This window comes from Micromonospora polyrhachis (genome assembly GCF_014203835.1).
Lineage (GTDB): Bacteria > Actinomycetota > Actinomycetes > Mycobacteriales > Micromonosporaceae > Micromonospora_H > Micromonospora_H polyrhachis.
The window spans coordinates 2,278,099-2,299,175 of the sequence record NZ_JACHJW010000001.1; the positions used below are offsets into that span (position 1 = coordinate 2,278,099).

General features: G+C 69.1%; 18 protein-coding genes, 2 pseudogenes and 1 riboswitch. Of the genes and pseudogenes, 7 read left to right on the forward strand and 13 right to left on the reverse strand.

Features of this window, described 5'->3' with window-relative positions:
- Positions 1-61: 61 nt before the first annotated feature.
- A pseudogene (locus tag FHR38_RS09450) lies at positions 62-475 on the forward strand (transposase); the annotation flags it as partial.
- A 502-nt stretch (positions 476-977) separates the two neighbouring features.
- Here FHR38_RS09450 and FHR38_RS09455 read toward each other — a convergent pair.
- The gene (locus FHR38_RS09455) at positions 978-2,327 is read right to left on the reverse strand and encodes an MFS transporter (protein WP_184534320.1); all 1,350 of its coding nucleotides are present in this window, start codon (positions 2,325-2,327) and stop codon (positions 978-980) included.
- Between the two features lie 185 nt (positions 2,328-2,512).
- Positions 2,513-2,638, forward strand: a riboswitch (cyclic di-AMP (ydaO/yuaA leader).
- A 128-nt stretch (positions 2,639-2,766) separates the two neighbouring features.
- Here FHR38_RS09455 and FHR38_RS09460 point away from each other — a divergent pair.
- Positions 2,767-3,168 (forward strand): hypothetical protein, encoded by a 402-nt coding sequence (locus FHR38_RS09460; RefSeq protein WP_184534321.1) that lies wholly within the window; start codon positions 2,767-2,769, stop codon positions 3,166-3,168.
- Positions 3,134-3,421, forward strand: coding sequence for a VldE C-terminal domain-containing protein (locus tag FHR38_RS33750; RefSeq protein ID WP_512698627.1), 288 nt, complete (start codon positions 3,134-3,136; stop codon positions 3,419-3,421). The genes FHR38_RS09460 and FHR38_RS33750 overlap by 35 nt, the downstream gene beginning before the upstream one ends.
- A gap of 138 nt (positions 3,422-3,559) precedes the next feature.
- On the opposite strand, the gene glmM is transcribed toward FHR38_RS33750, so the two are convergent.
- The 6 genes from glmM to FHR38_RS09495 form a co-directional block, all read right to left on the reverse strand.
- Positions 3,560-4,918 (reverse strand): phosphoglucosamine mutase, encoded by a 1,359-nt coding sequence (gene glmM, locus FHR38_RS09470; protein ID WP_184534323.1) that lies wholly within the window; start codon positions 4,916-4,918, stop codon positions 3,560-3,562.
- A 163-nt stretch (positions 4,919-5,081) separates the two neighbouring features.
- Positions 5,082-5,546 (reverse strand): 30S ribosomal protein S9, encoded by a 465-nt coding sequence (gene rpsI / locus FHR38_RS09475; protein WP_184534324.1) that lies wholly within the window; start codon positions 5,544-5,546, stop codon positions 5,082-5,084.
- Between the two features lie 20 nt (positions 5,547-5,566).
- Positions 5,567-6,010, reverse strand: a complete 444-nt coding sequence (rplM, locus tag FHR38_RS09480; RefSeq protein ID WP_184534325.1) for a 50S ribosomal protein L13 — start codon at positions 6,008-6,010, stop codon at positions 5,567-5,569.
- A gap of 154 nt (positions 6,011-6,164) precedes the next feature.
- Positions 6,165-8,654 carry an HAD-IC family P-type ATPase gene (locus tag FHR38_RS09485; protein ID WP_184534326.1) on the reverse strand — a complete coding sequence of 830 codons (2,490 nt, stop codon included), beginning with the start codon at positions 8,652-8,654 and terminating at the stop codon, positions 6,165-6,167.
- A 135-nt stretch (positions 8,655-8,789) separates the two neighbouring features.
- Positions 8,790-9,083, reverse strand: coding sequence for a type II toxin-antitoxin system PemK/MazF family toxin (locus FHR38_RS09490; protein WP_184534327.1), 294 nt, complete (start codon positions 9,081-9,083; stop codon positions 8,790-8,792).
- Positions 9,073-9,330 carry a DUF6364 family protein gene (locus tag FHR38_RS09495; protein ID WP_184534328.1) on the reverse strand — a complete coding sequence of 86 codons (258 nt, stop codon included), beginning with the start codon at positions 9,328-9,330 and terminating at the stop codon, positions 9,073-9,075. Before FHR38_RS09495 ends, FHR38_RS09490 begins: the two co-directional genes overlap by 11 nt.
- Before the next feature lie 410 nt (positions 9,331-9,740).
- Between FHR38_RS09495 and FHR38_RS09500 the strand changes: the two are divergent.
- Positions 9,741-10,340, forward strand: a pseudogene (locus FHR38_RS09500) (winged helix-turn-helix domain-containing protein); the annotation flags it as partial.
- A 67-nt stretch (positions 10,341-10,407) separates the two neighbouring features.
- Here FHR38_RS09500 and FHR38_RS09505 read toward each other — a convergent pair.
- From FHR38_RS09505 to FHR38_RS09520, 4 genes are all read right to left on the reverse strand, one after another.
- A complete protein-coding gene (locus FHR38_RS09505; RefSeq protein WP_184534330.1) occupies positions 10,408-11,031 on the reverse strand; it encodes a GTP-binding protein in 624 nt (207 codons plus the stop codon).
- Positions 11,012-11,377: a DUF742 domain-containing protein gene (locus FHR38_RS09510; protein ID WP_184534331.1), complete on the reverse strand. Its 366-nt coding sequence runs from the start codon at positions 11,375-11,377 to the stop codon at positions 11,012-11,014. The genes FHR38_RS09505 and FHR38_RS09510 overlap by 20 nt, the downstream gene beginning before the upstream one ends.
- 69 nt (positions 11,378-11,446) lie before the next feature.
- Entirely contained in the window at positions 11,447-11,851 is a 405-nt protein-coding gene (locus tag FHR38_RS09515) for a roadblock/LC7 domain-containing protein (RefSeq protein WP_184534332.1), read from the reverse strand.
- Positions 11,848-14,946 carry a sensor histidine kinase gene (locus tag FHR38_RS09520; RefSeq protein WP_184534333.1) on the reverse strand — a complete coding sequence of 1,033 codons (3,099 nt, stop codon included), beginning with the start codon at positions 14,944-14,946 and terminating at the stop codon, positions 11,848-11,850. The genes FHR38_RS09515 and FHR38_RS09520 overlap by 4 nt, the downstream gene beginning before the upstream one ends.
- A 457-nt stretch (positions 14,947-15,403) precedes the next feature.
- Here FHR38_RS09520 and FHR38_RS09525 point away from each other — a divergent pair, with 457 nt between their 5' ends.
- A complete protein-coding gene (locus FHR38_RS09525) occupies positions 15,404-16,591 on the forward strand; it encodes an ABC transporter substrate-binding protein (protein WP_184534334.1) in 1,188 nt (395 codons plus the stop codon).
- 167 nt (positions 16,592-16,758) lie between these two features.
- On the opposite strand, the gene FHR38_RS09530 is transcribed toward FHR38_RS09525, so the two are convergent.
- Together FHR38_RS09530 and FHR38_RS09535 are read right to left on the reverse strand one after the other, a co-directional pair.
- Positions 16,759-17,598 (reverse strand): ABC transporter permease, encoded by an 840-nt coding sequence (locus FHR38_RS09530; RefSeq protein WP_184534335.1) that lies wholly within the window; start codon positions 17,596-17,598, stop codon positions 16,759-16,761.
- A 133-nt stretch (positions 17,599-17,731) separates the two neighbouring features.
- Complete coding sequence (locus FHR38_RS09535) at positions 17,732-18,751, reverse strand: ABC transporter substrate-binding protein (protein WP_184534336.1); 1,020 nt, start codon at positions 18,749-18,751, stop codon at positions 17,732-17,734.
- A gap of 272 nt (positions 18,752-19,023) precedes the next feature.
- Here FHR38_RS09535 and FHR38_RS09540 point away from each other — a divergent pair, with 272 nt between their 5' ends.
- Positions 19,024-19,872 carry an ABC transporter ATP-binding protein gene (locus FHR38_RS09540; protein WP_184534337.1) on the forward strand — a complete coding sequence of 283 codons (849 nt, stop codon included), beginning with the start codon at positions 19,024-19,026 and terminating at the stop codon, positions 19,870-19,872.
- The gene (locus tag FHR38_RS09545; RefSeq protein ID WP_184534338.1) at positions 19,872-20,849 is read left to right on the forward strand and encodes an LLM class F420-dependent oxidoreductase; all 978 of its coding nucleotides are present in this window, start codon (positions 19,872-19,874) and stop codon (positions 20,847-20,849) included. Before FHR38_RS09540 ends, FHR38_RS09545 begins: the two co-directional genes overlap by 1 nt.
- Positions 20,850-21,077 lie beyond the last annotated feature (228 nt).

Below are 21,077 nucleotides of genomic sequence, written 5' to 3' on the forward strand. Positions count from 1 at the left end.
ACTGAAGAGGTCTCCGGTATCTGGTTCTGCGACCAAGCAAGAACTTCATACCGGAGACCTCGTGCCAAGCCTAGTGGTGACGAGGCGGCATGACCTGACCGACAGGCAGTGGGCTGTTCTGGCCCCTCTGCTGCCTGCCGCGCCGACGACAGGTCGTCCGCCGAAATGGGAGAAACGACAGCTCATCGACGGGATCCGGTGGCGGATCCGGATCGGTGCCCCAGCGCGGGATGTCCCGGCCGAGTACGCGCCCTGGCCCACCGTCCACGGCCTGTTCCGCCGTTGGCAGCGTGACGGGACCTGGGACAGGATCCTGTCCGCGTTGCAGGCGGCCGGCGACGCGACCGGCTGGATCGCTTGGACGGAGAGCGCCGACTCGATGACCAGTCGCGCCCACCAGCACGCCGCAGGCGCCCGCAAGGACAGGCATCTGCCGAAGGAGCCGCCCGGCGGTGTGCACGACAAGCCGGCAGAAACCGGTTTCTTCGCGACCGTCCACTGCCGGGGTCAGCCGGCCACCGGTCGACCGTGCGAACGCAGCCGCGAATCCGGGTGACTTCCCCGATGCGGCGGGTGGCGGGGCGGGAGCATGCTGGGGCCATGGGGCGACTTCTCGCTGGGACCGTCGCCGTGGTGTTCGCGCTGTTCGTCGCCGTGGGGTTCTCGCTGGGACCGTCGCCGTGGTGTTCACGCTGTTCGTCGCCGGTGTCATCGCCTGTGGCTCTTTCAGGGCACTGATCGGCGCCACGTTCTACATCCTGGTCGGGGCCGCGGTGGTCGGTGCGGCGCCTCCCTCTGCTACAAGCCTCTACTACAAGCGTCTACTACAAGCCTCTACTACAAGGCCAAGCGGAGCCTGGGCACCACTCGCAACCAGCGCCGTCTCGTCGAGGCCGCCGCGGCCACCCGGCGTCAGCGCAACCGCTGACGCCCGTCGGCACCGACCCGCCTCCGGCGCGGCAGGTCGCGTCACCGGGTCATTCACCCGTCCGGCCCAGGACCATGTCTCCGGCCGCCGGGTCCGGGCCGCCGTGCTCCGCACCCGCGTCCGAAATCCCACGCCCGACCGGAGCCCCACCGGCGGTCGGAGCACCATCCGCGACCGCCGCTCCACCCTCGGCCGAGGCAGCCGGCTCCCGGCGCAGTGACGTGCGCAGGGCCAATGCCGTAAGCAAGGTGGCGACGAGCCCGCCCGCTCCCGCCACCACGAGCGTGGCCGGGGCCGAGGTGGCGTCGAGCAGGAGGCCGCCGAGCATGTACGAGAGGGCGGCGGCGAGACCGACCGCGCCGTAGAGGTTGCCGAAGACGCGGCCCTGCATGCCGTCGGGCACCGTCCGCTGCAGCATGGTGTTGCTGCCGACGTCGATCGCGGCGATCCCGAGCCCGCGCACGGCCTGCATGGCGAATGCCGCGCCGATCGCCCAGGTCAGGCCAGCCGCCGCGCCGGTGAGCAGGTTGCCCAGCGAACTGATGCCGAAGCCGGCGATCAGCAGCGCCGCCGTCGGTACGTGGCGTCCGAGCCGGGTCAGCAGCGCATAGCCGGCGGCGAGGCCGAACCCGATCGCGCCGAGCAGGACCGCGGCCACGGAGTCGGGCACGTCGAAGACGCCTGTCGCGAGCACCGTCAGGGCCACGTCGTCGACGCCGGTGAAGAACACCACCGCGCAGAACCCCACGGCGACGACGCGGACGATGGGGGTCGTGACGATGTACCCGATGCCGGCGCGCGTGCCCTTCCACAGCGAGTCGGTCTCCAACTCGCTCGGCGGCAGTTTCGGCAGGACGGTGAGCAGCAGCGCCGACACGAGGAACGAGGCGGCGTCGACCAGCAGCACCCCGGTCGTGCCGAAGAACGGGAACAGCGCGGCGGCGAGTAGCGGCGCGCCCAGGTCCGCCGTGTTGGTGCCGAAGCCGAGGGTGGCGTTGGCCTCCTCGAGTTCGTCCCGCCGGACCAGCGCCGGCACCGCCGCCCGGGAGGCGGGCTGGAAGATCTGCCCGGCGACGGCCCGGGTCGCCACCAGGACCAGCAGCAGCGGCAGCGCGGGGAGGGACAGCGCGATCATCGCGACCACCGCGCCCTGCACGAGCTCACAGACGATCATCAGCCGTCGCCGGTCGAACCGGTCGGCGAGCGCCCCCGCGATCGGCGCGAGCAGTGACGGTGTGAAGTCGCCGGCGAGCAGCAGCGCCGCGACCGCGAGGCCCTGACCGGTCGAGTCGGCGACGTGCAGCAGCAACGCGATCATGCTGATCGAGTCACCGGCGAAGGACACGCACCGTGCGAGAAACAACACACGGAAGTCCCGGTTGCGGCGGAGCAGGCGCATGCGGACGCAGCGTAGGCGTCCGTCGCGCCGGGCTCATCGGATTTCCCATGGGATGTACGCGACGGGTGATCGACAAGGTGACCGCTGCCATGCGATTCACCGCCGACGATGTCGGGCAACTACGCTGCACCACCGGACGACCCCGTTCTCGGACATGCGCGACCGGTGACCAGCCGGTAGTCCGACCATGGTCTCCGCCTCGCGGCATCCCTCGGTGCCAGCGGCAACCGGGGTGAATCCGCACCAACGGTAGGGGCGCTGTTCCGTCCCGAGCCCGTCAGCCAACTCGGTAGGCGGCATCCGGAGCACGGCGAACATAACGCTCGGTACGGCCCTCGAAAGGCCAACCGCGACTGGATCGACGGCCGCCCCGGAGTACCGCGCGGGGGGCCTGCGCACCGCCTCCGCCCTGCTCGACAGCACCGACCCGGAGCGGCTCATGAGCCGGGCGATGCTGGTGAACACGATCAACCGGTACAACGACAAGACGCTCGGCGGGCTCAAGAAGCTCAAGGCCGACGCCGACGCGGCGAAGAAGTCGATCGACGCCGAGGTGGCCACCCAGACGGCCCGGGCCGACATCATGGGCAAGAAGGAGGACGCCGAGACGGCGCTCGCCAAGGCCGGCGGCAAGGCCACCGGCTACATGAGCGCGAATTCGCCCCTGGCCAAGCCCGCACCGCGCAACGCGGACGGCAGCGGGCCCAAGGAGAGCTGCACCATCGACGACCCGACCACCACGGGCTGCGTCACGCCGCGCATGATCCACTCGATGAAGGAGGCGCACGCCGCCGGCTTCAAGCGGTATTACTCCTGCTACCGGCCCCGGTGGGTCCCATGAGCACCCGAAGGGCCGTACGTGCGACTTCGCCGCCCGGGCCAACGGGTTCGGCGGTGACGCCACGGGTCAGGACAAGGTCTACGGCGGCAACCTCGCGGCGTTCTTCGTGCGCAACGCCAACACGCTCGGCGTGCTGTATGTCATCTGGCATCGCCAGGTGTGGACGTCGGCGGCGGGTTGGTACTACTACAGCGGCGCCGGCGACGACCCGTCCAGCGACAACACAAACCACGTGCATGATTCCGTGTACTAGGCCCCAACTCCGGCACCCACGACCGGTTTCCGCTGGAACCTGCCACGCGAGCGGGTTTTGGGAACGGTTGTTGCTACTGGCGCAGTGACAGACGTTCCCAACCCGGCAGTGGGGAGACGCGCTACCCGGCCCGGCGCGCTATGCCGAGGCGGGGCTGGCTCGACGTACCTCGTCGGCAATCCGCTCCGCCACCGTCTCGGCGAACTCCAGTGTGGCTGCCTCGACCATCACCCGGACCAGCGGCTCGGTGCCCGACGGGCGCAGCAGCACCCGTCCGGTCTCGCCCAGTTCCGCCTCGGCCTCGGCTGTCGCGGCGAGCACTGCCGGAGCACCGGCACCGATGGTCCGGTCACCGACCGGAACGTTGATCAGCACCTGTGGCAGCTTCGCGACCACGGCGGCGAGATCCGCCAGCGATCGGCCCGTCGCCGCCATCCGCGACATCAGTTGCAGGCCGGTCAGCACCCCGTCGCCGGTGGTGGCGTACTCCGACAGCACGATATGCCCGCTCTGCTCGCCGCCGAGCGCCAGCCCGGACGCCCGCAGCTCCTCCAGTACGTACCGGTCGCCGACCTTGGTCTCGATCAGCCGGATGCCCGCCTCGGCCATCGCGAGCCGAAGGCCCAGGTTGCTCATCACGGTGGCCACCAGCGTGTCCCGGGTCAGGGTGCCGGCCTCCCGCATGCCCAGGGCGAGAATGGCCAGGATCTGGTCGCCGTCGACCTCGTTCCCGTCGGCCGTGACCGCCACGCACCGGTCGGCGTCGCCATCATGGGCGATGCCGAGGTGCGCCCCGTGCTCGACCACGGCGGCCCGTAGGACGTCCAGGTGGTTCGACCCGCAGTCGTCGTTGATGTTGAGCCCGTCCGGCTCGGCGTGGATGGCGATGACCTCGGCACCGGCCTCCTGGTACGCGACGGGGGCCACCTCCGAGGCGGCACCGTGGGCGCAGTCGACGACTACCTTCAGCCCGTCGAGCCGGTGCGGCACCGTGCTCACGAGGTGCTGTACGTAGTGGTCGGCTCCGTCGAGCAGGTCGTGCACCCGTCCGACACCGGCACCCGTGGGCCGATGCCAGGTGGCGGCGGCGTTGGCCTCGATCGCCGCTTCGATCTGTAGCTCCACGTCGTCGGGAAGCTTGTGTCCCCCGGCGGCGAAGAGCTTGATCCCGTTGTCCGGCATCGGGTTGTGCGAGGCGGAGAGCATCACCCCGAGATCGGCCTTGACCTCACCCACCAGGTAGGCGACCGCCGGGGTGGGCAGCACACCGACCCGCAACACGTTCGCCCCGGCGCTGGCCAGCCCAGCAACCACGGCGGATTCGAGCATCTCTCCACTGGCCCGGGTGTCCCGGCCTACCACGGCCAACGGCGGGTGGCTGCGATCGGACTCGGCGAGGGTGTGCGCCGCCGCTACCGCGACGGCCATAGCCAGTTCGGGGGTCAGGTCGGCATTCGCCCGTCCCCGTACGCCATCAGTACCGAACAACCGACCCATGCGCGTGATACCTCCGGAAAGGCCGCCGACGAGGAAAGCAAACGGCCGGGGCCGCCACCGCTTGAGGGGGAGGCGGACCCGGCCGTCTGTCAGACGTACAAGGTGAAGCTGTTGCAGACGTGCAAGGTAAAACTGTCGCAGACGTACAGGGTGAAGCTGTCGATCAACGCTTCGAGTACTGCGGGGCCTTACGGGCCTTCTTGAGACCGTACTTCTTGCTTTCCTTGACCCGAGCGTCCCGGGTGAGGAAGCCGGCCTTCTTCAGCGCCGGACGGTCGTCGAGGTCGTTGGCGCAGAGCGCGCGAGCGATGGCGAGCCGCAGCGCACCGGCCTGGCCGGTGATGCCGCCGCCGCGCAGGTTGGCGATGACGTCGAAGGCCTCGGCCTTCTCCGCGGTCACCAGCGGGTCCTTGATCAGCTGCTGGTGGACCTTGCTGGGGAAGTACGCCTCCAGCTCACGGCCATTGCAGGTGATCTTGCCGGAACCAGGGACGATCCGCACCCGGACGATGGCCTCCTTGCGGCGGCCGACGGTCTGGATCGGGCGGTCGCCGCGCGGGGCACGCGAGATGGGCGCGTCCGCAGCCTGGGGGTACTCGTCAACGGTGAGCGCAGTGGTCTCGGTCATGCTGCTTCCTTCGTCCGCGCTCACTGCGCGATCTGCTTGATCTCGAACGGCACCGGCTGCTGCGCGCTATGCGGGTGCTCGGCACCGGCGTAGACCTTCAGCTTCTTGATCAGCTGACGTCCGAGCTTGTTGTGGGGGAGCATGCCCTTGACGGCCAGCTCGATGGCCCGCTCCGGGCGCTTGGTCAGCAGCTCGTCGTAGCCGATCTGCTTCAGACCACCCGGGTATCCGGAGTGGCGGTAGGCGATCTTGGTGTGCCGCTTGTTGCCGGTCAGCGCAACCTTGCCCGCGTTCACGATGACAACGAAGTCACCAGTGTCGACGTGCGGCGCGAAAGTCGGCTTGTGCTTACCACGAAGCAACGTGGCGGCGTGGGTGGCCAGGCGGCCCAGCACGACATCAGAGGCGTCGATGACGTGCCACTGACGCTCGATCTCACCCGGCTTCGGGCTGTACGTACGCACAGGTCTACCTTGTCTCGTCGGCGGTCTGGGGTCGGGCGCCGATCATAAGGGGCGCACGAACGACCAAGCGTACCTGGTGGGGCACGCCGTCGGCTGTAGCACAACAGCAGGCAACGATACTCGCTCGCCGGTCGTGGGGTCAAAACGGGGCCGGTCAGGTGACCGGCTCATTATGATCAGGCCGCACTGATGATAGCGCGCCGACCTGATCTTCCTCCGGACGTACCCGGTCGACTTCCTCGAAGCGGGTTCGGCGGGCTTCCGCAGGCCCGGCCTGACCGCTTCCTTCGAACCGGATCTGGCGGGTTTCCGCCGGCCCGACCCGGTCGAGGCGGCGCGCGCGGCGCCCGAGCAGCCGCCAAACGAGTTCCAGCAGCAACCCGGCGACCGCCGCGATCCCCAGCCCGACCCCGGGTGCCCCGCCACCCACCAGCTCCAGTTGGAAGAACTCCTGGAGGTACGGCACGGCCAGCACCGTGGCGAAGGCCGCGCCTAGGCCGAGCAGAAGCAGGACCCGCCACCAGGTGTACGGCCGGGCGATGACCGCCACCGCCCAGAGCCCGACCAGGAAGAGGGTGAGCGTGGCGACCGAGGTCTCGGCGGCCAGGTTCCCGCCGTAGACCTGCCGAGCGTGCAGGTACGAGGTGATCGTCGCCACCGCCGCCACCGCCCCGGCCGGCACGGCGAAGCGCACCACCCGCCCGACGAAGCCGCTCCGGGCACGCTCGGCACCGGGCGCGAGCGCCAGGAAGAACGCCGGAATACCGATGGTCAACGACGAGACCAGCGTGAGGTGCCGGGGCAGGAACGGGTACGGCACCTGGCTGACCACCACCAAGATCGCCAGCAGCACGGAGTAGACGGTCTTGGTGAGGAACAGGTTGGCGACCCGCTCGATGTTGCCTATCACCCGCCGGCCCTCAGCCACCACGGCGGGCAGCGCGGCGAAGCTGTCGTCCAGTAGGACGATCTGCGCGACCGCCCGACTGGCCGGGCTCCCCGACCCCATCGCCACCCCGATGTCCGCGTCCTTGAGCGCGAGTACGTCGTTGACCCCGTCCCCGGTCATCGCCACGGTGTGCCCCCGGGCCTGGAGCGCCGTCACCAGTTCCCGTTTCTGCTGGGGTCCCACCCGCCCGAAGACGGTGTTCGCCTCGGCCACGTCGGCGAGCGCCGCCGGATCCGTGGGCAGGTGGCGGGCGTCCACCGGATGGTCCGCGCCGGGGAGCCCGAGGCTCCGGGCGACCGCGCCCACCGAGCGGGCGTTGTCGCCGGAGATCACCTTCACCGTGACGCCCTGCTCGGCGAAGTATCGCAACGTGTCCGGCGCCTCGGCCCGCAGCCGCTGGGCGAGCACCACCAGGGCCATCGGCACCCCGGACACCTCGTCCCGCTGCTGGACCAACAGCAGCACCCGAAGTCCTCGTACGCCGTACTCGTCGACCTCGGCGAGCACCGGATGACCGGCCGGCAGCAGAACGTCGGGGGCACCCAGACGCCAGGTGGTGCTGGCTCCGGTCGGATCCGTGAGGGTGGCTCCGCTCCACTTCCGGGCCGAGGAGAAGGGCATCCGCTCCCGGACCGTCCACCCCGCGGGTGCGGGGTGCGCCTCGATGATGGCCTTGAGGCTTGAATTGGGGCGTTCGTCGGCCGCGCCGAGCATGCCCAGCACCTCGGCCACCGGTGCCTCCGGGTCGAGGCACCGGACCTCGGCGACCCGCATCGCGGCATCGGTCAGCGTGCCGGTCTTGTCCAGGCAGACCACGTCGACCCGGGCCAACCCCTCGATCGCCGGCAGTTCCTGCACCAGGCAGCGGCGCTGGCCGAGTCGGATCACCCCCACCGCGAAGGCCATCGAGGTGAGCAGGACCAGGCCCTCGGGCACCATCGGCACCAGACCGGCGACCATCCGGCGGATCGCCTCCGGCAGGTCGTCCCGGTTGACCAGCCACTGGCTGGTGATCAGGGCGATTCCGGCGGGGACGATCAGCCAGGTGACGAACCGCAGGATGGTGTCCAGGCCGCTGCGCAGCTGCGAGTTGACCAGGGTGAACCGGCTGGCCTCCTCGGCCAGCCGGGCGGCGTATGCCGCGCGACCGACCCGGGTGGCGGTGAACGCGCCGGTGCCGGCCACCACGAAGCTGCCGGAGAGCACCTGATCGCCCGGTTCCTTGAGCACCGGATCGGCCTCTCCGGTGAGCAGGGACTCGTCCACCTCCAACTGCGCCGCCTCGGTGACGACCCCGTCGACCACGACCTGGTCACCCGGCCCGAGTTCGATGAGGTCGTCGAGGACGACGTCCGTTGCGGCCACCTCGGCCGACCGGCCGTCCCGACGCACCATCGGGCGGGCCGCGCCGACGATCGCCAGCCGGTCCAGCGTGCGTTTGGCCCGTAGTTCCTGCACCACGCCGATCAGGGTGTTGGCGATGATCACGCCGCCGAAGAGCGCGTCCTGGATCGGTGCGACCGCGAGGATGAGCACGAAGAGCACGCCCATGATGGCGTTGATCCGAGTGAACAGATTGGCCCGGATGATCTCCGTGACGCTCCGTCCGGAACGGACCGGGACGTCGTTGACCCGACCGGCTGCGACCCGTTCGGCCACCTCCGCCGTACTGAGCCCGGCTTCTACAGTGAGCATGGCTACGAGGCTACGAAGGCTCCGAGGATTTTTCGGCTTCCGAAGGTCGTAGCTCACCCCTGACTTTCCTCAGGGACTGGGCCGCACCCAGTTAGGGGCTGACCCCGGGTCACCGCCGCCACGCAGCAGCCCTGGTCAGAGGTTCTGGATGATTCGCAGTGCCCGGGAGACACGGAACATGGTGTCCGAGTCGGCCACGCCGACGCACTCGGTGAACCACTTTTTCATCGGAGAGGAGAGCCGATCGGGCATCACCACGAAGTCACCCATGGGCACGGCCAGCGGCGAGTCCCGGAGCAACTCCTCCTCGACCACCTCCACCACGATCACGATCGGTACGTCGGTGCTGTTGTAGACGTCGGAACTGACCACCAGCCCGAGCCGCTCCCGGGCTCCCTCGATGCGCCAGATCTCGCCTCTACGCAGCACGCGCACCCCCGCCGAACATGGCGTCGTCGACCATCTCCCCTTCGCGCTCGTCGGCGAGGGCGGTGGCTTCCAAGTCGAAGCCGGCCCGGCGAACCGCAGCGGCGTGCGCGGTGAAGACCTCGCGAAGCGCCTTCTCCCGTGCGGCCTGGTTGATCCAGGCGGAGAGCGACATCCCGTCCCGCTTGGCGAAGCGTCTGGCTTCCTCGATCGTTTCCTCGGAGAACGACAGCGTCACCTTGGCAGTCATATCGACCAGCCTACCCCGGGTATGACCGGCGGTCATCCTGTCGGGCGGGCCGGACAGCGGGTCTTAGCCGGTTCGAAACAACGGGGACGTACGCCGGAAACCCGGCACCGAGACGCTTCCGACATGGCAGACCGTACGGGTACCGCCACCGGGAGCGAACGGCACCCATCCCGAACTGACCCGCTTTCCCGCGACCCGCTCCCCAGTGGCCCGGAGCGCCGTGACCCGGAGCGCCATGACCCGGAGCGCCATGAGCCACTCCCCAGTGACCCGGAGCGCCGATGACCGGGGAACTGGCCGGCTTCACGGTGGCGGTGACCGTCGATCGCCGGCGGGACGAACTCGCCGCCCTGCTCGAACGTCAGGGGGCCCGGGTGGTGGTCGCTCCAACGCTCCGGCTCGTGCCGCTGGTCGCCGACGGACCGGGCAACCGCTGGGCTACTCCGGCCGACCTGGCTCCCCTACGCCGGCTGGTGTTCCTGGTAGCCAACCGGATGGTGGACGCGATCGCGTTCACCAGCGCCCCCGCCGTGGACAGTCTGCTGCACTCCGCTGGGCCGGACATCGAGGCGGTACTGGCGGCCCTGCGTACGGACGTACTCGCTGCCTGCGTCGCTCCGGTCACCGCCGCGCCGCTACGTCGACACCGGGTTCCGGTGCTGGTGCCCGGTCAGACCCGACTCGGTGCCCTGGTCCGGGCCATCACCGCAGAACTACCGCGCCGCGCGATCGACCTCCGGGTCGCGGGGCACCGGCTGACCCTGCGCGGCCATGTCGCCCTCCTCGACGACACACCACATTCGCTGGCCCCCGCGCCGATGGCGGTGTTGCGGGCCCTTGCCGGTACGCCCGGCCGGGTGCTGACCCGCGCCGCGCTGCTGCACCGCCTGCCCAGGGGAGCCGACGGGCACACGGTCGAGATGGCGGTTGCCCGGATCCGGGCGACGCTGCGGGTGCCGGGCCTGGTGCAGACGGTGCTCCGGCGCGGCTACCGACTCTCGGTCGACTGAAAGCACCGCGCCGACCGGTCGACGACGAGGTCGACCGGCCGGCGCGGGCCTGACAGAGCCCGGATGCTCAGCCCACCGGGGTCGGGAAGCCCCGGCCGTGCTGGGCCTGCAACGTGGCCATCGCGTGCTGCACCACGTTCACCAGCACCTGCTTGACCGACTCCCGGTGCCGGGCGTCGGTCAGGACGAGCGGGACGTGCGGCGCGATGGCCAGCGCCTCCCGCACCTCCTCCGGCTCGTACTGCGGCGCGCCGTCGAAGCGGTTCAACGCCACCACGTACGGCAGTTGCCGGTTCTCGAAGTAGTCCAGCGGCGCGAAGGCGTCGGTGATCCGCCGGGTGTCGACCAGGACGGCCGCCCCCACCGCACCCCGGATGATCTCGTCCCACATGAACCAGAACCGGGTCTGACCGGGGGTGCCGAACAGATAGAGGATCAGATCCTGGGCCATGGTGATCCGGCCGAAGTCCATCGCCACCGTGGTGGTCTGCTTCCCCGGCACCTTCGACGGATCGTCGATACCCACACCGGCGGCCGTCATGACCGCCTCGGTGGTCAGCGGAGTGATCTCCGAGACCGCACCGACCAACGTTGTCTTGCCTACACCGAATCCACCCGCAACGACGATCTTCGCGGAGGTGATCCCTCCGCCGCGGCGCGACCCGGCAGGGTCATAGCCTGCGAAGTCCACTTAGCACCCTCTCAAGCAGTTCCATCCGCTCCTCGTACGCCTCAGCGGGAGCGGCACTGTGCAGCGTCAGCAGGCTGTCGGCCACCATGTCGGCGACCAGCACCCGGGCGACTCCCAGGGGGAGCCGGGTGTACGCGGCGATCTCCGCCAGTGACTGCGCCCGGCCCTCACAGACCGTGGCGATGCGGTGCTTGTCGTGCCCGGCGAACCGGGACTCCATCACCGCTGCCGGACTCGCCGTCAGAACTGCCTCGATGGCAATGTCCTGGCGCGGTTCGGTACGGCCACGGGTGACCGCGTACGGTCGGACCAATGCACCCCGTGGATCCTCGCGGCGTCTGTCCATCTACGGGCCCCTCCTTCCGGTCGAGTCACGGCTTCACCAGCGTCAATCCCGGTCGTACAGGTAATACGACTAAACAACGGCATCGCGGGGCAGCGGTACGAGTGCAGCACCCACCCGCTCGACCAGCAACGCCATCTCGTAACCCACCTGGCCGACGTCGCAACTACGTGCGGCCAGTACCGCCATGGAGGAACCGTCGCTGATGGACATCAGAAAGAGGTAACCACTGTCCATCTCGATGACGGTCTGCAGTACACCGCCGGCGTTGAACATACGGGATGCGCCATCGGTCAGGCTCACCACGCCCGAGGTGATCGCCGCGAGCTGGTCGGCCCGGTCCGTGGGCAAGTCCCGCGAGGAGGCGAGGAGCAGCCCGTCAGCCGAGACCGCCACCACGTGGGCGATCCCCGCCACGCTGTCGGCGAAGTTGGTGAGCAGCCAACTCATGTCCTGCATCGCCGCTGGCCTGTTCATTCGCTCGTCTCCTTGGTTGAGGTGCCGTTCGGGTCTCCGTTGACCGACCGGCCGCGCTGTACGCCACGGTGGTAGGCCGACAGCAGACCACGTACTTCATCCGGCGTCCGCCGGGCCCGCTCCCGGGGCTTTGCAGCGACGCCACCGGGCACCAACTGTGCCTGGGGCACCCGCTTGGGCAGACCGGATCGGGTGGTGCCGGCGGCGGCCGGCTCGGCGGCCTGGGTGGCCCGGGCCCACCCCTCGTCCGCAGCCGTACGCCACGCGTTACCGCCCTGGCCCGGCGCTGGCGCGGCCGGCGTGGTCGGGATCGCCCCGGTGCGCGTATCCGGACCGGCCGAGGGGCCCGGCGCGGAGGTGGCTGCTGCGGGTGGGGTGTACGGCGGCGGTGCGCTCTCTCCCGGTGTCCGGGCCGGCAGGGGACGACGGACCGGAGCCGCCGGCGCGGTGGTGGCTGTCTTCGGCGGAGGGATGTCGTCGATCGGCGGCATCGTGAAGATCTCGGTCGCGTCCTGCCCGTGCGACCGGAACCAGGCCGTCTCCATCTCCCGGAAGATGGGCGAGTCACCGGACTCTGCCGGGCCCGGGGTGGCACCGCTGGCCGGCGGGGTCGGGACCCTCGGCGGAGCCGGAGGCGCCGCTGCGGGTGCCATGGCCGGGGTGGCAGCCGGTCCCGCTACCGGGCCGGCCGGTAGCCCGGCCGAGGGTGTCGCCGACGGCATCGGGCGGTCGGTGCCGCCCCGTTGCGGGAGTGGCCGCAGGGTCGGGTACGCCATGGTCGGCGTGCCGAAGCCGGTATCGGCCGACGACGGCTGGGCGGCCGGCGGCGGTGTCTGGACGACCGGGGCCGACGGCGGCATCGGGGTCACCACCGGTTGGCTGGCGGTCTGACCGGCCGTGTTGACCTGGAACGCGCTGTTTGACTGGTCACTCGTGGTCTGCCACTGCGACGACGAGTCCCGCCAGTTGTCCGAGAGCGTCGCCGAAGCGGCGCGGCCGGCACCCATTGGCTCCGACCAGTTCGCGGCGGCCGGGGCGCCCGCGCTCGGTGCTCCGGCGGCCGGACCGGGCTCCACGGCCAGAGGCTGCCGGGGCCGGCTGATCAGCTCACGTGCCTGCGGCTTGGGTAGGACGACCGCGCCCGCGGGCAGGGTGACCTGGGCGACCGTACCGCCTTCGATGTTGCGGCGCAGTTCCACCCGAATGTTGTGCCGGGAGGCCAGCCGGCTGACCACGGCCAGACCCATGAGCCGGAAGGCGGCCACGTCGACGGTGGGCGGAGCCGCCAACCGCCGGTTGAGGGCCTCCAATTGATCGTCCCGGAGCCCAAGTCCCCGGTCTTCGACCTGGATCAGCACATAGTCCCGGATCCGGCGGGCGTCGGCCACCACGGCCGTGTTCGGGGCCGAGAACCGGGTGGCGTTGTCGAGCAGCTCGGCGACCAGTCGTACGACGTCGTTGACGGCGTGCGCGGCGACCGAGATGTCGGTGTCGACCGTGCCGAACTCGATGCGGTTGTAGAGCTCCACCTCGGACTGCGAGGCCCGCAACACGTCCACCAGGAGGGCGTCGTCACGACGCGGCACCGTCGAGTCGGCACCCGCCAGCACCAGCAGGTTCTCGTCGTTACGACGCATTCGGGTGGCAAGGTGGTCCAACTCGAAGAGCTGGGCCAGCCGCTTCGGGTCCTCCTCGCCGCGCTCGATCATGTCGAGCTCACCGATCATCCGGTCGACCAGTGCCTGGCTTCGGCGGGCCAGGTTGAGGAACATCGCCGAGACGCTGGTCCGCAGGGCGGCCTGTTCGGCCGCGACCCGGACGGCTTCCTTGTGTACGACGTTGAAGGCCGCCGCCACTTGGCCGATCTCGTCCTTGTTGGAGAGCCGGATCGGGTCCCGGACCTGACGCACGATCTCCTCGACACCGCCGTCGCCGACGTTGCCGACATCACGCAGCCGGGCGACCGCCTCGGGCAGGTCGTGGTTGGCCACGGAGAGCGCGCCTTCCCGCAGCCGGCGCAGTGAGTCGTTGAGCGAGCGGGCCAGCACCACGGCGAGCGCGATGGCGATCGCGAGGATGAGCAGTACCAGGACGGTCTCGGTGATCGCCTGCTGGATGACGGCCGATCGGACCTCGTCGGTCTGGGCGAGCAGCTGGTTCTCCAGCTGGATCTCGGCCCAGCGCATGAGGTCGTTGACCGCGCCGATCGAGTTCGCCGCGTCGGCGGCGGTGACCAGGAGGTTCTGCCCGACGGAGCGGGTCACATCCGAGGACACCCGGTCGGCGAGAACGATGGCGTCACCGGTGACCGTGCTGTTCACCAGCGCCTGCTGCTGCGGGGACGCGGCGAGCGAGAAGGACAGCAGCGCCTCCTGCTGGCTGGTCAGCGTCGCCACGAACGAGGAGAACTGTTCGTCGTCGAGTTTGCCGCCGGTGAGGGCGGCGAAGGTGACCGCCTCCTCCTCGGCGGTGGCGGACTTGGCGCGAGCGAACGCGGCCACCGCGCGCCGACTCTCGACGAGGCTGTCGGTGCCGGGTAGCTGGCTCAGTGACTCGCTGTACGCGACGAGGTCGGTCAGGATCACGCCGTAACGCAGGACCGCCTCGGCGACCGGCATCTGCTTGCGGTCCAGGACCTCCTGACGGGCACCGGTGAGGGCGGTCAGGTGCGCGTCGATCAGCTTCAGCTGTTCGTCGACCGCGCCCGGCAGGTCGCCGATGCTGCTTCGCTTCGCGGTGTAGGCGTTGATCCGCTCGTCGGTGCTCCGGATCCGCAGGTTGTACGCGTCCGGTTTGCCGGACCTCGTGGCGAGGAAGCTGGCCGCGGCCATACGTTCCTTGTGTACGTCCTGGGTCAACGCGGAGACGTCCGCGGAAAGTTCGGTCAGCGCCCGGGCCTGGTTGGCGTCGAGCGCCCCCTGCCCCACGCTGACCAATCGGATCGCGGCGAGCGCGAGGACTGTGGCGAGCGGCACAACGAGGATCAGCGCAAGTTTGGACCGAATCTTGGCATCCCGCAGCCGGGGAAACCAACGGCGACGCGCGCCATGCTCCGGTGAAGCGTTTTCGGGCAGGGTCGTAGGTCCGGTGCTCACGACATCGCCTCCGTCGTCCTTTCCACGCATGACCTACCGACCGGTGCCTGCTGCAGCGGACAGGGCCGCACGCGGCACGGCCGCGATTTCACCAGAACGAGGCCGGTTTGGGAAGTCACAGGAGACCTGAAAACGGTCACACAGCACGCAACCACTGTTCTACTCAACGAGTACCTTCATTCTCACAAGTCTCTGATCAGGCGGGATAGCCCAGAGTGGCGGTTTGCAGCTGGAAAGTTAAGATTTGCAAACATCTCGTCCTGCCAATATGTGGGAACGCCGTCCCGAAACGCGTCCGGGTCCCCGCTTGACCCGAGCGCCCGCCATTGGCAAGGTTTTGCAGGTTTGAAGGCTTCGCGCACACCGTACGGCACACCACCCCCGTTCCTCCAATGAGGACGGATCCGTCGGCGGTGACCGGGTAGACCAGCCCGCGCCGCGCACATGGAGGACTGAGTTGAGGCCCATCCGCTCCGCGACACTCACGGTGTTCGCGTCAGCCCTATTGGCTACCACTATGACCGGCTGTTCGTTGGGCCGGGAGCAGCAGGACACCAGTGAGATCGTCATCGCAGCCGACCTGGAACTGTCCGGTGCCTCGGCACCGGCGGGCAAGGCCTATCAGCGCGCACTGGAACTCAAGGTTGAGCAGCTCAATGATTCCGGTGCGCTCGGCGCCCGGAAAATTCGGCTGTTCGTCAAGGACAATCGATCCGATCCAGCCGAGTCACTCCGCAACATCGGTGACTTCACCAACGATCCGACGGTGAGCGCGATCGTCATGGGCGGCTGCAATGAATGCGCCGTCGGTGCGGCCGGCACCGTCAACGACAAGAAGGTTCCGACGATCGCGCTGGCTCCGGTGAGCAAGATCGCCAGTCCGGTGGCCGAGCGCCGATACATGTTCAAGCTCGCACCGAACGCCATCGACAGCGCCACCGCGTTGGCCACCGAACTCAAGCGCAAGGGTGTGAAGCGGGTCTCGCTGCTACACACCGACGACGACTACGGGAAAGAGGGAGCCACCCTTCTAGAGGGCGAACTGGACAAGGTGGATATCCGGCTGAGCCGGGCCCAGAGCATCAAGCCCACCGACACCGAACTCAACCAGCCGGTCCGCAGCCTGGCCAGCGCCAGGGCCGACGCGATGGTCATCTGGACCCCGGCCGAGCAGGCCCTCCTCGCCGCCACCGCGGTCGCGGCCACCTCGTTCGACGGCGAGCTCTACTTCGACGCCTCGGCGGCGGGCGACCTGTTCCTGGGCGGTGGTGCGGCGGCGACCGCGGCCAGCGACGCCACGTTGGTCTTCACCCAGACGATGGTCATCGACGACGTGATCGCCACCACCCCGGCGAAGGCCGCCCGCAAGCAGTGGTTCCGGTCCTACACGGCCCGGTTCGGCAGCTACTACGGCACCTCCTCGTTCGCCGCCGACGCGGTACAGCTCGTCGCGGACGCGGTGGTGAAGGCCAAGGGTACGGCCGGTTCCCTCAACCGGGACGGGATCCGGGACGTCCTGGAGACCTCCCAGTTGGAGGGGCTGTCCGGGCCGATCCGGATGACGCCGGACAACCACTCCGGGCTGATGCCCCAGGCGCTGACCACGCTGGTGGCACGGGGTGGTCGCTGGCGGTTGGCAGGCTGACCCCGTTCGACGCAACGGCTACGAGTCGGCCCACCCGGGCCGGCTCGTAGCCGTTTCTCGCCGCACTCTCGGATGTCGTCGAGCCCTAGCCGTTTCCTTGCCGCACTCTCGGATGTCGTCGAGCCCTAGCCGGTTCTCGTCCGACCGGGGGCGGTGACGTTCTCCGGTCAGCGAGCGGAGGTGGTCGCCCGCACCCAGGGCAACGCGAGCCGTTCCAGGAGCGTCAGCACGGCGTAGAGCAGGATGCTGAAGAGCGCGATCAGCAGGATGGCCGCCCAGGCGGTCGGGCTGTCACCGATGCCGAGGGACTGGACGATCTCGTAGCCGAGGCCGCCCTCCCCCGCCTGGAACTCGCCCATCACCGCGCCGATGGCCGCCAGTGGCATGGCCACCTTCAGCCCGACGAAGATCTGCGGTAGAGCGGCCGGCAACCGCACCTTGCGGAACGCCTGCCACCAGGAGGCATCCAGGGATCGCGCCAGCTCGGCCAGCTCCGCCGGGGTCGTGGTCAGCCCGGTGGCGGTGGCCAGGACGATCGGAAAGAAGCAGAGCAGGAAGACCATGGTCAGGATGGGCGGCTGCCCCCACCCGAGGGTGACCACCAGCAGCGGTGCAAGGGCGATCTTGGGTACCGAGTTGACCGCCACCAGCAGTGGCGAGAACATTCGGGCCGCGAAGCGGGAGCCGGCCAACAACAGCCCGATCAGCACCCCGGCCACGGTGGAGAGGCCGAAGCCGATCAGTGTCTCGGTCGCGGTCAGGGTGGTCTGCTCGATCAGGCGGTCAGAGGACGCGGTGAAGGCGGACAGGACGTCCTGGGGCGGCGGCAGGGCCATCGGGTGGACGAGTTCCACCTCGGTGACCAGCCACCAGACAGCGATCGTGACCACCAGTCCGAGCAGGGGTGGCACCAGGGTACGTACGGCGTCGGTGGTCCGGGCCGGACGGGCGCCCCGCGGGGTCGACGCGTCCGACGTCCGGCGCGGCGCTGACCGGATCTCGGTCATCTGTTCCTCCTCGTTCGACCCGAGGGGTCCGGGTCAGGCCGGCCCGGAAGGTCCGGGCCGGGACAGCGCGGGGGCGCGTCCGCCGGATTGGTCCGGCGGGCACACCCCCAACTGCGATTGAGCGAGCGGCCGCTCAGGCCTTCGGTGTCAGGTTGAAGTCGACGATCTGCTCCGGGGTGAGCCCGGCCGGGATCGAGCCGGCGCCCTGCAACAGCGCGATGCACCGCGCCACCCGCTGGCTGTCCAGCGTGCCGGCCTTGGCACCCGAACCGGCGGACCGCACGAACGCCTCCATCAGCTGCAACTCGGCGGCGGCGGACTGGGGGTTGGCGGTGGGCTCGTTCTTCTTGAGCATGTCGCCCGCCTCGGCCGGGTTGGCCAGGCTGTAGTCGAGCCCCTTGAGCAGCGCCTCGCTGAAGCGCTTGACCATGTCGGGCTTCTCCTTGGCCAGCTTGCTCGACGTGATCAGCACGTTGCCGTAGAGGTCGGTCATCACGTCGCTGTACGGCAACATGACGGCCTTCTTCTTGGTGACCGCCTCCACGGTGGGCTTACCCACGACGAACTGCCCGATGCCGTCGACGGCACCCGAGCCGAGCATGCCCATCAGCGCCGACGCCTCACCGTTGGGCCACTGGACCTTGCTGGCGTCCACCCCGGCCAGCCGGGCGTACGTCGGGAAGAGCAGCCGGACGACGGAGCCGGCGGTGTCGGCGACCTTCTTGCCTTCGAGGTCCTTGGGGGTGGCGATGCCCTTGCCCTCGGTCGAGAAGATGGCCGCCATGGTGCGCTGCTGGATGGCCGCCACCGCGACGAAGTCCTTGGCCTCACCCTTGCCGACCTGCAACAACGCACCGGTCAGGTCGACCGGGGTGAAGTCGGCCTTGCCGCTGACCACGAGCCCGATGTTGCCACCGGTGCCCTGGCCGGACTTGATGTCGACATCGAAGCCAGCCTCTTTGAAGAATCCCTTCTCCTTGGCAACCCATGCATAGGCGTCACGGCCGAAGTTGCCAAAAGAAGTGAGATACGTCACTTTTTCTAGTTTGCCATCGCCTTTGGAGTCCTCGGACTTGTCCGAGCTGCAACCGCCCACGAGCGCCAGTGCCGTGGCGAGCGCCACCGTCGTGACTGTCCGGGTCAGCCTTTTCATGAACACCGTTTCCTTTCCGCCCGGAGGCGCGAGCCTTCCGGAGGGGTTCAGCTAGCGGGTACGGCATCGGGCCAAGAGGTTTGTACGCGCTGCCGTGTCGGGTGAAGATTCTTCGCCGGACAGCGTACGAGAATCACACCTTTGTGGCACCAGAGTCATCAGGTTGCGGAACGGAAACAAAACATCACACCGACCCGGGGCTGCTTTGCGCGGCCAATGCGGTTAGCCTTGCCAGCCTGATGATCCGTCGTCACTGGACTGGAGCCTGCCGGATGATCCGACTTTCGGGAGTTTCCCGTACCTTTTCTGGCCGGAGCGGCACGGTGGAGGCGCTGCGCGGGATCGACTTGGACGTGGCCGACGGTGAGTTCGTGGCGATCCTCGGTCGGTCCGGCTGCGGCAAGTCCACTCTGCTCCGTATCATCGCCGGTCTCCTACCCGCCACCGACGGACTGGTCTCCGTTGCCGGCGAGCCCGTGACCAGGGCACGGCAGGACATCGCGATGCTGTTCCAGCGGCCTGCGCTGCTGCCCTGGCGGTCGGTACTCGACAACGTGCTGCTTCCGGTGGAACTCTTCGGCTGGCGCCGGGCCAAGCACCGGGCCCGCGCCCTTGAGCTGCTGGAAATGGCCGGTCTGGGTGGCTTCGAGAAGCGACTGCCCCACGAACTCTCCGGTGGGATGCAGCAGCGGGTATCCCTGTGCCGCTCGCTGGTCGGCAACCCTCGGGTGCTGCTGATGGACGAGCCGTTCTCCGCCCTGGACGCCCTGACCCGGCAGGAGCTGTCGGTCGAGTTGCAACGCGTCCACATGGAGAACCGCTCCACCATCGTCTTCGTCACCCACTCCATCGACGAGGCGGTGCTGCTCGCCGACCGGGTGGTCGTCCTCAGCCCACGACCGGGCCGGCTCCGGAAGGTGGTCGACATCGACATCCCCCGGCCGCGCACGTTGGGCCGCAACGACCACCTCGAAGAGGTCGCCCGGTGCAGCGCCGACCTGCACGAACTGCTGATGGAACGAGAGCGGCCCGACGCCGCGCCCGAGAGCGGTCGGGCCAGTCTGGTCGAGCCGCCGAGGGCCCAGGCCGAAGACCTGGCAACGGCGGGTAAGGGGCAGTAATGATCACGCGGGTGTGCGTCTTCACCGAACCGCACCGGGGCGCGACCTACGACGACCAGCTCCGGTTCGCCCGGCTGGCCGAGGACGGTGGATTCGAGGGCTTCTTCCGCGCCGACCACTACCAGGCGATGGCCGACGACCACGGGGACCCCGGGCCGACCGACGCCTGGCTCACCCTGGCCGCGCTGGCCCGGGAGACCCATCGAATCCGGCTCGGCACGCTGGTGACCTCGGCGACCTTCCGGCTGCCCGGCCCGTTGGCGGTGATGGTCGCCCAGGTCGACCAGATGAGCGGCGGCCGGGTCGAGCTGGGCATCGGAGCCGGCTGGTACGAGCGCGAGCATCTCTCGTACGGCATCCCGTACCCCAGCATCGGGCAGCGTTTCGACCGGCTGGAGGAGCAGCTCGAAGTCATCGCCGGGCTGTGGTCCACACCGGTCGGTGAACGGTTCAGCCACTACGGGGACCACTACCGGCTGGTCGACTCTCCGGCGCTGCCCAAGCCGATGCAGGCACCTGGTCCGCCCATCATCGTCGGCGGCCGGGGCGTGAAGCGTACCCCGGAGCTGGCCGCCCGCTTCGCCGACGAGTTCAACGCACCCTTCAAGACCATCGCGGCGACCACGGAGATGTACGAACGGGTCACCGAGGCCTGTGACCGGTTCGGACGGACCGACAGCGGCCGGGCACCGCTGGTCCGCTCGGCCGGCATCGTCGTGGCGATCGGTCGCACCGACGCGGAGGCCCGACGGCGGGCCGTCCCGCTACACGTACCGAGTGCGCTGCCACCGGAGGACCCGGTGGTCGGCTCGCCCGCCCAGCTCGTCGAGCGGATCGGCGAGTTCGCCGCAATCGGTGCCACCCGGGTGCACCTACGGATGGTCGACATGGCCGACCTGGACCACCTGGAACTGATCGCCAGCGAGGTGCTACCACAGCTGGGAGCGGTACCATCAGCCGTCTCGACAGGCGCGTGACGAGGACTCGGACCGCTTCTGATAACACCCCGCCAACCTGACTCTCAGTCACCTTGACTAGTGGCTATTAATCGGCGAAAGCCTTCTTTGCTCTGCTTCCCCAACGGAAACACTTCAACCCTGACCAGCTTTCTTCCCTAAGCTATCGATACGACACGGTGAATCCACCGAAACGACACTCGATAACGTTCCGTGAAATGTTTCCTATAGGGAAGCAAAGCAAAGAGC